This is a genomic window from Chryseobacterium balustinum, from assembly GCF_900168205.1.
Classification (GTDB): Bacteria; Bacteroidota; Bacteroidia; order Flavobacteriales; family Weeksellaceae; genus Chryseobacterium; species Chryseobacterium balustinum.
In genome coordinates this window covers 66,026-80,297 of record NZ_FUZE01000019.1, presented here as the reverse complement: position 1 = coordinate 80,297, position 14,272 = coordinate 66,026, and the positions used below count along the sequence as shown (strand labels likewise).

The following is a 14,272-nucleotide window of genomic DNA, read 5'->3' as shown; positions in this document are numbered from 1 at the left end:
GTGGAAAAAATTACTTTAGTTCGTTAGTTTTAACAGCGTCCATATCGCCATAATCCATATTTTCTCCTGCCATTCCCCAGATAAATGTGTAGTTGGAAGTACCAACTCCTGAGTGAATAGACCATTCCGGAGACAATACAGCTTCGTTGTTTTTCATAAAAATATGACGGGTTTCATTCGGCTGTCCCAAAAAGTGACTTACCGCCTGACCTTCCTCCAAATCAAAATAAAAATAAGCTTCCATTCTACGGGTATGCGTGTGAGAAGGCATTGTGTTCCAAACACTTCCTTCGTGCAACTCGGTCATTCCCATTTGTAGCTGGCATGTTTCTAATACGCTGTTGACGATCAACTTGTTGATGGTACGTCTGTTTGCGTATTTTGCTTCGCCTAATTCTACAATTTCGGCTTCGTTTTTAGTGATTTTCTTCGTTGGAAAAGTGTGATGAGCAGGAGCCGAATTGAAATAGAATAAAGTCTGACCTTCATTTCCGTTTTCAAAAACAACATCTTTTGCTCCTTTTCCAATGTATAAAGCTTCTTTATTTCCAAGCTCGAAAACCTCTCCGTCAACGGTTACCTTTCCGGCAGCGCCCACGTTGATGATTCCCAATTCTCTTCTGTCTAAGAAGTTCTCTGCCTTCAGATCATCAGTAGGTTCAAGTTTCAATGCGCTTTTTACGGGCATTGCACCACCTACGATCATTCTGTCGTACATAGAATACACTACATTGATTTGATCTTCATTAAATAAATCATTGATTAGAAACTCCCTTCTCAAATCTTCAGTTGTATATTTTTTTACATCTTCAGGATGGTGGGCGTATCGAAATTCTGATTTTGTCATACTCTAGATTTTAAACTTAAATTACGGTTTTTAAAAACCTGTTAAACATTGCGTAATCGATTGCATTAAATTACACTAAAATTCCACAGAAATACTTGTTGATAAATATATAGATAATATGTATTCGGTTAACAAAAAATTAATTTAAATTTTTAACTCACTGATTAAAAGCGAAATAAAATTTAATTTTTAAAAAAAATTAAGAAATTTTAAGAATATGAAGTAGATTTTTTTTGCCGAAATTAAGTACAAACACTTAAGAAAATAAAAATCATGCCAATTAATATTTATCAAAAATCAATATTGTTATATATATAAGGATATGATAAATTTAATATATATAACATCACAATTTAACACAATTTCAATCATTTATAAAATACACAAGTTTTTCAGAACAAAAAAGATGATAAAAATCAGACTAAACATTCAAAATTACTTTTCAGAAGTACTTTTTGGGAGTTTTAGGAAGCTGAAAAAGCTATAATTTGGCTTAATATCATACCAATACAATCATTAAACATCAAATTATTTTTACATTTTTAAACTTTTAAAAACAAGCATAAAAACCAAAACAAAAAATTGATAATCAATCAATTACACCGTTATACAAATTCGAATTTTTGTATTTATTAACAAATTAAACAGTCAAATTAATAAAAAAATAACATTTTTTTCTTTGCGTAATGAAAAATAATATTAGTTTAGAAGCCAAGATATTTTATTAAAAATAATTACGCAATCGATTGCACTCAGAAAAGCGTATATCATTAAAATATTCCTACGAACAGAATACTTAGAAATCCACAAAAAAAACAGAGAAGTTGTTTGACTTCTCCCACCACACATTAAACTATATAAGGATACAATAAATGGATAAAAAGGTACAATCAATAAAGTGGTTATATTTAACTGTTTTCCTTCTTCCCGTACTTGGTATGGCTCAGGAAAAAGAAACCAAGATTGACGAAGTTGTCTTGGTAGGATATACTAAAGTTTCTAAAAAAGATGTTACTAACTCCGTATCTTCTGTAAAGGCTGAAGCAATCAAAGATATGCCATCAACCAGTGCTGCTGAAGCTATTCAGGGAAGAATGGCGGGAGTACAGGTTTCATTAAGCGAAGGTTCACCCGGAGCCGATGTAGACATTGTAATCAGAGGAGGAAATTCCATTACAGGAAGTAATGCCCCACTTTACATTGTAGATGGAGTTCAAATGGATAATGCACTATCTATTTTATCACCAAAAGAAATTGAATCTATTGAAGTTTTAAAAGACGCATCTTCTACCAATATTTACGGAGCCAGAGGAGCTAACGGTGTTGTTATGATCACCACAAAAGGAGGTCGTAAAAGAGCAAAAACATCAATTAACTATAATGGTTTTTTAGGAGTAAGAAAAATTCAAAATACGATCGATGTATTAGATCCGTATCAATATGTGCTGTATCAATATGAAGTGTATAATAAAGGTGGAGTTCAGACGGATATTGATGCTTTCAAGGTAAGATATGGCACTTACGACCAGTTAAGCAAATACAAAGACGTGCAAAAAAGAGACTGGCAAGACGAGGTTTTTGGAAGAGAAGCATTTAACTTCACCCATAACCTTGCTGTCACCGGAGGGTCTGATAATTCATCTTTCGCATTATCTTTGAATAATGTAGAGGAAGATGGGATCATGATCGGGTCTGGTTTTAAAAGAAGCATGCTCAACTTCAAATATGATTATGATATTTCGAAGAAATTAAACTTTACTTTAAATACAAGATACAGCAGACAAACCATCTTCGGAACAGGAACCTCATCTACAGGATCACAAAGTACCAACCGACTAAGGAATGCAGTAAGGTATCAACCATTTGAAGGAGGATCTAACGTAAACGTTGATGATTTTGATCCTTTATTTGCAAATGAAACCAATCTTGTAAATCCTATTCTTTTAGCGAACAATGAGATTAAAGAAAATGGAAGAAATGATCTATTGCTCAATGGAACATTGGAATACAAAATAAGTAAAGACTTTACTTTCAGGAGTGTTATCGGATATTTACAGAGAGATGAGTATATTAATCAGTTTTCGGGAGCCATAACTTCGGTGGCAAGACAGAATAATGATCAACCTGTGGTTGTTTTAAACAAATCTCAAACGAGAAGAATCACCAATACTAATACTTTAAATTATAGAAAAACATTTGGAAGTCACAAATTAGATCTATTAGTAGGACAGGAAATCGTAAAAACAGATGGAGAATCATTAGGAATGACTATCAAATGGTTTCCAAAATCTATAAGTGCTGAAGAAGCATTTGCTAACATTCAGTCAGCTTCTCCTCCAGGTGGGTTGGTACAAGATGCTCCTAAAGCAGGAAGAAACCCTGACCGATTGGCATCATTTTTTGGTAGAGCCAACTATATCTTCAAAAATAAATACATCCTTACAGCTTCTATGAGAGCGGATGGCTCAAGTGTTTTTGGAGCTGGAAATCAATGGGGATATTTCCCTGCAGCTTCTGCCGCTTGGAAAATTACTGAAGAAAATTTCTTAAAAGAAAGCCAAACCATCAGCGAATTAAAACTTCGTGCAGGATACGGTCTTTCTGGAAATAACAGGATCGGATCTTTCTTATACGATACTTTCTTTACAACGTCATCTGATTATGGATATGCTTTTGGAACTAATGTAACTCCAGGGGCTACAACAGGTAACATCTTAGCAAACAAAAATGTTACTTGGGAAAAATCTGCTTCTAAAAACCTAGGTTTAGATTTTGGCTTATTTAAAGGAAAAGTGTATGGTACTTTAGATGTTTATCAAACTGATACCAAAGACTTATTACTTTTAGCTCAAATTCCTAAAGACAGAGGTTACGAATATCAATATCAAAACTCTGGAAGTACAACGAATAAAGGTATTGAATTCTCTATAGGAAGTACGATTATCAACAAAGAGAACTTCACTTGGAAAATGGATGCGAATATTTCATCAAACAAAAACACCATTAAAAGTTTAGGGAATAATGCATCTCCAAGTTCTTTTTCTTATCTATACCCTTCAGGTTGGCAAAACAGCTTGAATGACTTCTTAGTACAAGTTGGTAAGCCGGTAGGTACTTTTTGGGGATATCAAACAGCGGGTAGATATGAAGTAAGTGATTTTGATTATAATCCAGCAACGCAGATTTATACGTTAAAAGCGGGTATTCCAAGTTCTGCTGCTGCTGCAAACGGAGCAAAACTAATACAACCTGGAGATCTTAAACTTCAAGACTTAAACGGTGACGGTATTATTGATAATAAAGATATGACCGACCTAGGAAATGCTCAACCTAAATTCTATGGTGGTTTTAGCCAGAATTTCCGCTACAAAAACTGGGATATGAGCTTAATGTTCAACTTCTCTGTTGGAAATAAAGTGTACAACGCTAACAAAATCGAATATTCAACACAATATCTATACAAAGATAATAACATGCTAGCTGAAGTAGCCGACAGATTTAGATGGTTTAATGATGCCGGAGAAAAAGTAAATGATCCTACTCAGTTAGCGGCTCTAAATGCCAATACAACAGGATGGACTCCACCTGCAGGTGCTTATTTCTTACACTCGTATGCTATTGAAGACGGATCTTTCCTAAGACTAAACAACGTAACTCTAGGGTATTCTCTTGGAAAAGAATTTACTAAACAGCTTGGTCTTTCAAACTTCAGATTATATTTCACAATGAATAATGTCTTTACCATTACTGGTTATTCAGGATATGACCCAGAAGCTAATACCCGAAGAAATCCTTTAACACCTGGTGTAGATTATGCTGCTTACCCAAGAAGCAGATTTATCTTATCAGGAGTTGACATCACTTTTTAAACCTAATATTATGAAGAAGAATAAATTTTTAACAATACTATTTGCTGTTGCAGGAGTCATATCTTTAAACTCTTGTGATGATTATCTGGATGTAGAAAGCTTATCTAATACAGCCGAAAAACAACAATTTGATTCTGCACCAGATACTTTTTCTGCTTTGGTAGGCGTTTATAACGCTTCTATGGGCGACAATACCTATGGTCAGAGAATGAACTTAATCCTTACCCAATCAGGAGACGACTTAAGAACTTCTGGCGATTATAATGCGAATGACAGAAGAGGAATTAGCTGCTTCGGTGCTATTCCTACCAATACCGAGCTATTAAGACCTTTCTTAGATACCTATGCTGGAATTGAAAGAGCTAATCTTGTCATTAAAAATATTCCGCTTTCACCAGTGATGCAAACTGGTTCAGCAGCAGATAAGACGTTAATGAACAGATATTTGGGAGAGGCTTTAACATTGAGAGCACAGTTCTACTATGATCTTATAAAAAACTGGGGAGATGTACCTTTTCAAGATGTGCCATCTTCTGATCTTCCTGATTTGTATCTTGCAAAAACAGACAGAGATGTTATTTACGATAAAATTCTTGATGACCTACTTAAAGCAGAAAGTCTTGTCCCTTGGAGATCTGAAGGAGGAACTACTGCACAAAGAATTTCAAAAGGTGCTGTTAAAGGTTTAAGAGCGAGAATTGCTTTAGCAAGAGCAGGATATTCATTAAGAAGAAATCCTCAACTAATGATGCAGGGGTCTAATCCTCAGAAATATTACCAGATCGCTTATGATGAGTGTAAAGACATTATCAATTCTGCTCAGCATCAGCTTAATCCTAGCTATGAAGGATTATTCAGATCATTGCATACCAATTCTCAGGATGCTACGAATGAGGTGATCTATGCGATCGGAGCTTTCGGAGGAAACTCAAGAACAGACAGTAAAATCGGTTACTATAACGGTTTAAGACATGATGATACCGATTGGAAATCTTCAGGTGGGATCAGTGCAATTCCTGTTTATTTTTATGAATTTACAAAATATGATCTGAGAAGAGATGTTAACATCGCCATTTATAGAGTAAGTACTACAAAACAGGAAGAGCTTCAGACTTCTATCAACTGGAATGATGGTAAATTTAGAAAATCTTGGACCTCAATTACAGGAACTTCTCAAAATTTAGGAATCGACTGGCCAATGCTAAGATATTCAGATATCTTATTAATGTTTGCAGAAGCTGATAACGAATTACACGGTGGCCCATCTGCTGATGCTGTAAATGCAGTGATGGCAGTAAGACAAAGAGCTTATGCAGGTAATTTAGGTCAGGTAGGAACGATTCCAACTGGTAAAGCAGCTTTCTTCGATTATATCGTAAAAGAAAGACAGCTTGAATTTGGGGGCGAAGGATTAAGAAAATACGATCTTATCCGTTGGAATTTATTAGAAACTAAAATTAATGAAACAAGAGCTAAGCTTACCCAGTTTATGAATGGTACCGGAGCTTATGCAAACGTTCCTGAATATATTTTCTACAAAAAGCCAACCTATGTTCCAACAAAAACTGCTCAACAAAATGTATTAGACATTGATTTCTATACAACTGCAGGAGTTGCAAAAGCAGACATTTTCTACAGTCCAAATCAGTCTGTTGCTACACCATCAGGTTATACAAAAGTAAATTGGAGATTAGCAATGACTCAGCCATATATCAGTGGAGATCCTATCAAGAGTTATGCTTATTATTTCCAGCCTAACAGGAAAGAGCTATTACCATTAGCATTAGACGTTGTAAACTCTAATTATAATCTTACCCAAGATTATGGTTATTAGTAAAAATATACATTCATATTAATTAATTTTCAGTACAGACTTCCTCCTTTTTCGGGAGAAGGTCTGTACTTTTCTTCAAGAAAAAAGTTCAGGAATATGCAGGTTTCAGGTTTAAAAAATTCTAAGTTCTTCTTTATTTTTTCACTCGTTTTGATCAGTCTTCTTTCTTTCAAGGCTAATGATGATAGAACCATCATAGTTTCGAAAGACGGAAAAGGAAATTTCACGACTATTCAACAGGCAATTGACGCTGTTGAAGATGGAACATCCGTAAGAACAAAAATTATTATAAAACCCGGAACTTATAGAGAAAAAATTACGATTCCCGCTACAAAAAGCGCGATGAGTTTAATTGGAGAAAATGCGGAAAACACTATTTTGGTTTATGGTGATTTTGCTTCAAAACCAAACGCAGAAGGTAAAAATATTGGAACAACTGGTTCCTCAACACTATTTATTTTTTCTGATAATTTTTCAGCTAAAAATATCACTTTTCAAAACGATGCAGGACCAGTTGGACAAGCCGTTGCCGTTTTAACAACGGGGGATAAAATTGCTTTTGAAAATTGCAAATTTCTTGGATTTCAGGACACTCTATATTTAAAAGGCGCGCAGGATTTGCAAGACCAGTCTAAAGTTTCAAGAAATTATTTTAAAAACTGCTACATTGAAGGTACAACCGATTATATTTTCGGAGCCGGAACTGCGGTTTTTGAAAACTGTACTATTTATTCCAAAAACAACGCTTCGTATGTAACTGCAGCTTCTACTCCACAAGGTAATCAATTTGGTTTTGTGTTTATTAACTGTAACTTAACAGGAAATGCTGCATCAAATTCAGTATATTTGGGAAGACCTTGGAGACCTTTTGCAAAAACTGTTTACATCAGTTGTGCAATCGATTCCACAATGAAAAAAGAAGGTTGGCACAATTGGTCTAAACCTGAAGCTGAAAAGATCACTTTCTATGCTGAATATAATTCAACAGGAGCTGGAGCAGATCCATCGAAAAGAGTTCCCTGGTCTCATCAGCTAACGAAAGAGCAGGCTAAAAAATATTCAGCAAAAAATATTTTGAAAGGAAAAGACAACTGGAACTTTACAAAAAGTTTTAAATAAATTATTTTTTTCGATAAAAATTAAATCCTCTTCTTTTGAAGTTGTAATTGATCCCATCGGGATTCGCTGTTAATAGAAAAAATAAATGTAAAAAAAACGAAGCTCCGTAGGAGCGACCTGTCAATCTATCATATTTAAAAATTCAATGAAATAAAGTTTTAATTATTTTAAATGAAATTCAGTCTAAAACATAAAATCTTTACCACAGGCATTCTCATGATGCTTGCTTTATCTGTTTCGGCTCAGGAGAAAACTTTGAGTTTCCCTGGTGCAGAAGGTTTCGGAAGATTCACAACCGGAGGAAGAGGCGGAAAAGTTTTATTCGTCACTAAATTGACGGATGACGGTTCAGAAGGAACTTTAAGATATGTTTTAGAACAAAAAGGACCGAGATATATTATTTTTAAAACTGCCGGAACCATTTATTTGGAATCTCCGTTAAGAATAAAAGAAGGCAACGTTACCATTGCCGGACAAACCGCTCCCGGCGACGGAATTACCATTGCCAACTACGAAACTTTTGTTGCGACAGATAATGTCATCATCCGTTATATGAGATTCAGAATGGGTGACAAGAAAAAATATGAAGGTGACGCTTTGGGTGCGAGATTTATAAAAAATCTAATCGTCGATCATTGTTCGATGAGTTGGTCAACTGATGAAACGGTTTCAATTTATGTGAATGAAAACACCACTCTTCAATGGTGTTTGATCGCAGAAAGTTTAAGAAATTCTGCCCACCAAAAAGGGGCTCACGGATATGGCGGAATCGCCGGTGGAAAATTCGCTTCTTTTCATCATAATATTTACGCCAACCACGACAGCAGAAACCCGAGATTGGGAGAATATGCCGGAAGTAAATTTGCTTTGACCGATTTGACCGATTTCAGAAATAATGTAATTTACAACTGGGGACACAACAATGTCTATGGTGGTGAAGGAATGAATGTAAATATGGTTAATAATTACTACAAACCCGGTCCTGCATCGATGAACAAGAAAAGAATTGTAGCCATCGATAAAAATGAAAAACCAGAAACCGAAGTTTACAATATTTGGGGAAAATACTACATCAACGGAAATGTTTCCGAAGGAAATCCCGATGTTACCGCTGACAATTGGAATTTAGGTGTTTTTAATCAAATGAAACCTGCTTACAATCTGACTGATGCTGATAAAAATGCAATTAAAATCAATCAGCCTCACGATATTCAGAATAGTGTAACAACACATTCTGCAGAAGAAGCTTACGAAAAAACATTAAAAATCGGAGGTGCAAGCTTAGTGAGAGATGCGGTAGATTTAAGAATTTTAAAAGAGATAAAAAATGGAACTTTCACCTACACTGGCTCGCTTGGAAGTAAAAATGGAATCATCGATTCTCAAAATGATGTCGGAGGGTTTCCAGATTTAAAACAAGGAAAAGTTCTTTTAGATTCAGACAACGACGGAATGCCCGATGAATGGGAAATCAAAAATAATCTAGACCCGAAAACAGCAAATGCCAACGGAAAAGATTTACATAAAAATTATGATAATATTGAGGTTTACATCAATGACCTTGTAAAAAAAATAACCGATAAACAGTAGAAAGTCACTGAACTTTTTAAGTAAATGGTTATCTAAAACGAAAGTATTATGTCAGTAAAATTAAACGTATTCAAAATCATATTAACGGGAGCCGTTTTCGCGGCCGGTTCATCTTTCGCACAGAAAAACGTGATCGAAAAAATTCGTAAAAACCCAAAAGCTCCATTTTCTTATGCTGAATTATCTGTAAAAGAAGGCGGAAAATGGCAGGGTAACGAATACATCGGCGGAACTTTTAAAAACGTTAATGAACTAACACTTCCCGCTGAACATACCGACCATTCTTACTACATCCGATACGAAGGAATTGGTTTAGAAAACAATCAAATCGGCTACAGATTGTATCTTGACTGGAGAAATGCCACAGATATTTTCGGTAAAAAAGTCAATACTTTGGTTTTGCCTGAAGTCGGTCAGGATGGTTTTGAAACGTATCACCATGATGCACCTTGGGGACAGGATATTTTGAAATCGGGTCGTACCATCGGAGTCGGTTCTTACGGAAGATATGATGAGCAGAATGATTTTGTGGAAACTTTTAAAACCGTAAAAAGCACGACCGTAAAAGTTTTTAATGAAAATGATAAATCTTTCGCAACCATCGATTACAAAGGCTGGAAAACATGGGGAAAAGCAGTTGATCTTCAATCGAAACTAACAATTTTCAACAAAGACCGTTTTGTAAAAGTTGATTTAAGTTTAGATCAAACGCTTTCAGGTTTATGTACAGGAATTGTTGCTTTTAAAGATATCCCGATGAAACAGGGAATCAGCAAAAATAAAAAATGGGGCTACATTGCTACTTACGGAACGCAGACTTTAGCAAAAAAAGACGACAATCTTGGGATGGTGGTATTCTACCCTATCGAAAGTTTTGATAAATATGTGAAAGCAAAATCTACACATATCGTCGTTTTCAAGAAGACAAAAAATGTTTCTTATTACTTTATGGGAGCCTGGTCGCAAGAGCCAAATGGTTTGAAAACTGAAGAAGAATTCTATAAAGATTTAGATAAAAAATTAGATATTTTAGATAATAACAATCAACTTTAAAATTGAATGACAATGAGTTTTATTAATCAAAAATTAAAAATATACGCAGTTGCAGTTTTAGGATCGGGAATGTTCTTAGCTTGTGCTCAAACAAAAACGGCAGTCGCATCAAAACCAGCAAAAGAAACTTCGCAGTCAGGAAAAGTAGTTCCAACCAACCTAAAATGGTCTGAAAGAATGATGCTTTCCGAAATGCAGAGATTTCCTGAAGCTTGGATGCTAGATTTCAGCAAAAGCCCGAAATGGACGTATCCTTCAGCAATCGTTTTGGATGGTGCCGAACAGCTTTATATTAAAACAGGTAAAAAGCAATATTACGATTACATCAGTGAATTCGGAGAAAAACTGATCAAAGAAGACGGTACCATTCTTACCTACGATATCGAAAAATACAATATCGATATGTTGAATAGCGGGAACGTATTACTTTATCTGTACGAAAAAGAGAAAAAAGACAAATACCTGAAAGCGCTTCAAACGCTTCGTTTACAAATCGATGGACAACCAAGAACTAAAGAAGGGTCTTTTTGGCATAAGAAAATCTATCCTTATCAAGTTTGGCTAGATGGTTTGTATATGGGAATGCCTTTCTATACACATTACACAAAAGATTTTGTGAAAGGCTCCGAAGCAGACAAAGCGTATAATGATATTATTTTGCAGTTTGAATCTGTACAAAACAATCTTTTAGACAAAAAAACAGGATTGCTTTATCATGCTTGGGACGAAAGTAAAGAACAAGCTTGGGCAAATAAAGAAACAGGGCTTTCTCCAAATTTCTGGGGAAGAGCGATGGGTTGGTACGGAATGGCAATGGTAGATGTGCTAGATTATTTACCAGAAAACCATCCTGGAAGAGCAAAACTGATTTCTTACATTAAATCTTACTCTGATGCGGTTATCAAATATCAGGATAAAAAATCTGGGCTTTGGTACCAGGTTTTAGATAAGCCTTTGGCAAACGGTAATTACGAAGAAGCAACCGCTTCAGCAATGTTTGTCTACACGATGATTAAATCTGTAAACAAAGGTTATCTTCCAAAATCATACAAAGCTGCGGCTAAAAAAGGCTACGACGGAATCATCAAAAACCTTATTACAGTTGATGAAAATGGTGTTGTTAATTTAAATAAATGTTGTGCTGTTGCCGGCCTAGGAGGAAAACCTTACAGAGATGGTTCTTATGAATATTATGTAAATGAAGAGATCCGTTCTAATGACGGAAAAGGAACAGGACCATTCATTTTGGCAAGTTTAGAATTTGAAAAATAAATGGTTATTGCATTGTCATTTCAAAAAACGTAGCAAAATAAAAAAATCATTTTTTTTTAAAAAGTTACTAACATTGAAATAGCCAATTGTGGATAACTACATTTAATCAATGAATTTGAATTTCATGAAGACAAAAAATATTTTAAATATACTTTCAATAACCGCATTTTCTATTGCTTCAACTTATTTGAATGCTCAGGAAAAGCAATATGTTTCAGAAGTCTGGACTGCCGATCAGGGAAAAAACTACAGAAACCCGATTTTATACGCAGATTATTCAGATCCGGACGTTACTCGTGTGGGTGATGATTATTATATGACCGCTTCAAGTTTCAATGAAGCTCCGGGATTACCAATTCTTCATTCAAAAGATATGGTCAACTGGAAATTGGTCAACTATGCTTTGCCTGACGTTTTACCCGCAAAAAATTTCAGCACTCCCAAAAGAGGTGACGGAGTTTGGGCTCCTGCAATCCGTTTTCATCAAGGTGAATTCTATATTTATTGGGGCGACCCCGATTTCGGAATTTATATGGTAAAAACCAAAGATCCACTTGGAAAATGGGAAGACCCCGTTTTGGTCATGGAAGGAAAAGGTTTAATTGATTCTTGTCCTTTCTGGGACGAAGATGGTCAAGCCTATTTGGTTCATGGCTGGGCAGGAAGCCGTGCCGGAGTAAAAAGTTTGCTTTCCATCAATAAAATGAATACTGAAGGAACGAAAGTTTTAGATAAAGGCGTTCACATTTTTGACGGACATGATGCTCATCCAACCGTTGAAGGTCCAAAAATGTACAAAAGAAACGGTTATTACTATATTTTTGCTCCTGCAGGTGGAGTTGCTACAGGTTGGCAATTGGTTTTAAGATCAAAAAATATTTATGGTCCTTACGAAGAGAAAACAGTTCTCGAACAGGGGAAAACAAAAATAAACGGACCTCATCAGGGAGCTTGGGTTGACAATCCTTCAGGTGAAGATTGGTTCTATCATTTTCAGGATGTGGATGCAGGTGGAAGGATCGTGCATCTTCAACCGATGAAGTGGGAAAAAGATTGGCCTGTAATGGGAATCGACAACGATAAAAACGGAATCGGAGAGCCTGTTCTTACTTATAAAAAACCTAACGTTGGTAAAACGTATCCTATCGTAACACCTCCTGAAACGGATGAATTTGATAGTGAAAAATTAGGTTTACAGTGGCAATGGAGCGCCAACGAAAACATCGTTTGGTCATCCAAACTTCCCGGACAAAAATTCCTGAGATTATTCTCCATGAAAATGGGTGAAAATGATAAAAACCTTTGGAATGTTCCGAATCTTTTGACTCAAAAATTCCCGGCTCCGAATTTTGTGGCTTCCACTAAAGTTAAATTAACTCCGGAAGATGCCAAAGAAGGAAAAACTGCAGGACTTTTAGTAATGGGAATGGATCACGCATCGATCGTTATCACCAATAAAACTGACGGATATTATGTTCAGTTGAGAAAAGCCGAAAAGGCTGAAAAAGGTGGTGAAGAAAAAGTTTTGTTTGAAGCTAAATTAAAAAGTAACGAAGCTTATTTTAAAGTTAACGTCAACGAACCCAACGGAATTTGCACCTTCAGCTACAGTGAAAACGGGAAGAATTTCATAAAAGTTGGTGAACCGTTTCAGGCAAAACCAGGAAAATGGATTGGTGCTAAGGTGGGATTATATTCTATAAGCACACAGAAAGCGAACCGTGGTGGCTATGCAGATTTTGAGTATTTCAGAATAACAAAAAATTAATTTTTTACTCTCACTGATTTCGCAGATAATTTAAAAAAAACATGCACAATCTGTTTCATCTGTGATAGATAAAAACTTTAAAATGAACAAAACATTTAATCATATCATTTCCTTTTTAGCTGCAGTATTTCTTCTTTCTTCCTGTCAGTCGCAAAATGTCGTAGCCAAAAATAAAATTAATAAAAAGGTTACTCATATTTACCTCATCGGCGATTCTACAATGGCAGATTACACTGGAGATTACGAGCCCGGAAAAGATTATATGAAAGTCCGTTATCCTATTACAGGATGGGGACAGGTTTTTCAGCCGTTTTTTGTAAAAGACAGTTTGAAAGGTTTTTCAGCATTAAAAGATTCGGTGAAAATCATTGACAGAGCACATGGCGGAAGAAGTACGAGAACATTTTTTCAGGAAGGAAGATGGCGATATGTTTATGAACATCTGCAACCCAACGATTATGTGATTATGCAATTTGGTCACAATGATGGTTCAGAAAAACATACAGAACGTTATGTAAATATCGAAGGCTACAAAGAATTTTTAAGATTATTTGTCACTCAAACTATTCAAAAAGGAGGTAAACCAATTATTGTAACTCCGGTTGCGAGAAATTACCCTTGGAAAGATGGAAAATTAGAAAACGTTCATGGTGAATATTGGCAGGCTCCGATTGATATTGCGAAAGAAATGAAGATTCCGTATATCGATTTAAACAAACTATCGATGGATTTTTTCACCAAAAAAGGTCAGGATTATGTGAGCAGTCATTACTTTATGAATCTTCCGGAAGGAGTTTATGAAGCGTATCCCAAAGGTCAGAAAGACAACACACACTTTCAGCCGGACGGAGCAAAAGTGGTCGCACAGATGGTGTTCACAGAATTTAAAAATATAATTAAAACTAAATAATAAAGAAATA

At 35.5% G+C, this 14,272-nt stretch carries 9 protein-coding genes; 8 read left to right on the top strand and 1 reads right to left on the bottom strand.

The annotated features are described in order from the left end of the window. Positions 1-10: 10 nt before the first annotated feature. Complete coding sequence (kduI, locus tag B5X64_RS17415) at positions 11-847, bottom strand: 5-dehydro-4-deoxy-D-glucuronate isomerase (protein WP_056075318.1); 837 nt, start codon at positions 845-847, stop codon at positions 11-13. 872 nt (positions 848-1,719) lie between these two features. Between kduI and B5X64_RS17410 the strand changes: the two genes are divergently transcribed. From B5X64_RS17410 to B5X64_RS17375, 8 genes are all read left to right on the top strand, one after another. Further along, entirely contained in the window at positions 1,720-4,716 is a 2,997-nt protein-coding gene (locus tag B5X64_RS17410) for a SusC/RagA family TonB-linked outer membrane protein (RefSeq protein ID WP_079466450.1), read from the top strand. Between the two features lie 10 nt (positions 4,717-4,726). Further along, the gene (locus B5X64_RS17405; protein WP_079466469.1) at positions 4,727-6,550 is read left to right on the top strand and encodes a RagB/SusD family nutrient uptake outer membrane protein; all 1,824 of its coding nucleotides are present in this window, start codon (positions 4,727-4,729) and stop codon (positions 6,548-6,550) included. A 96-nt stretch (positions 6,551-6,646) separates the two neighbouring features. Then, on the top strand, positions 6,647-7,669 hold the full coding sequence (locus B5X64_RS17400; RefSeq protein ID WP_079466449.1) for a pectinesterase family protein: 1,023 nt from the start codon (positions 6,647-6,649) through the stop codon (positions 7,667-7,669). 171 nt (positions 7,670-7,840) lie between these two features. Further along, complete coding sequence (locus tag B5X64_RS17395; protein ID WP_079466448.1) at positions 7,841-9,259, top strand: pectate lyase family protein; 1,419 nt, start codon at positions 7,841-7,843, stop codon at positions 9,257-9,259. Positions 9,260-9,307: 48 nt separating this feature from the next. Next, complete coding sequence (locus B5X64_RS17390; protein ID WP_079466447.1) at positions 9,308-10,312, top strand: DUF4861 family protein; 1,005 nt, start codon at positions 9,308-9,310, stop codon at positions 10,310-10,312. Between the two features lie 12 nt (positions 10,313-10,324). Further along, the gene (locus B5X64_RS17385) at positions 10,325-11,584 is read left to right on the top strand and encodes a glycoside hydrolase family 88/105 protein (RefSeq protein ID WP_079466468.1); all 1,260 of its coding nucleotides are present in this window, start codon (positions 10,325-10,327) and stop codon (positions 11,582-11,584) included. A 124-nt stretch (positions 11,585-11,708) separates the two neighbouring features. Then, the gene (locus B5X64_RS17380; protein ID WP_079466446.1) at positions 11,709-13,352 is read left to right on the top strand and encodes a glycoside hydrolase family 43 protein; all 1,644 of its coding nucleotides are present in this window, start codon (positions 11,709-11,711) and stop codon (positions 13,350-13,352) included. An 82-nt stretch (positions 13,353-13,434) separates the two neighbouring features. Further along, a complete protein-coding gene (locus B5X64_RS17375) occupies positions 13,435-14,262 on the top strand; it encodes a rhamnogalacturonan acetylesterase (RefSeq protein WP_079466445.1) in 828 nt (275 codons plus the stop codon). Positions 14,263-14,272: the final 10 nt, after the last annotated feature.

What these genes read in the sequence shown, in the direction of transcription:
- kduI (WP_056075318.1), bottom strand. Translation starts at nt 847, where the DNA reads ATGACAAAATCAGAATTTCGATACGCCCACCATCCTGAAGATGTAAAA.
- B5X64_RS17410 (WP_079466450.1), top strand. Translation starts at nt 1,720, where the DNA reads ATGGATAAAAAGGTACAATCAATAAAGTGGTTATATTTAACTGTTTTC.
- B5X64_RS17405 (WP_079466469.1), top strand. Translation starts at nt 4,727, where the DNA reads ATGAAGAAGAATAAATTTTTAACAATACTATTTGCTGTTGCAGGAGTC.
- B5X64_RS17400 (WP_079466449.1), top strand. Translation starts at nt 6,647, where the DNA reads ATGCAGGTTTCAGGTTTAAAAAATTCTAAGTTCTTCTTTATTTTTTCA.
- B5X64_RS17395 (WP_079466448.1), top strand. Translation starts at nt 7,841, where the DNA reads ATGAAATTCAGTCTAAAACATAAAATCTTTACCACAGGCATTCTCATG.
- B5X64_RS17390 (WP_079466447.1), top strand. Translation starts at nt 9,308, where the DNA reads ATGTCAGTAAAATTAAACGTATTCAAAATCATATTAACGGGAGCCGTT.
- B5X64_RS17385 (WP_079466468.1), top strand. Translation starts at nt 10,325, where the DNA reads ATGAGTTTTATTAATCAAAAATTAAAAATATACGCAGTTGCAGTTTTA.
- B5X64_RS17380 (WP_079466446.1), top strand. Translation starts at nt 11,709, where the DNA reads ATGAAGACAAAAAATATTTTAAATATACTTTCAATAACCGCATTTTCT.
- B5X64_RS17375 (WP_079466445.1), top strand. Translation starts at nt 13,435, where the DNA reads ATGAACAAAACATTTAATCATATCATTTCCTTTTTAGCTGCAGTATTT.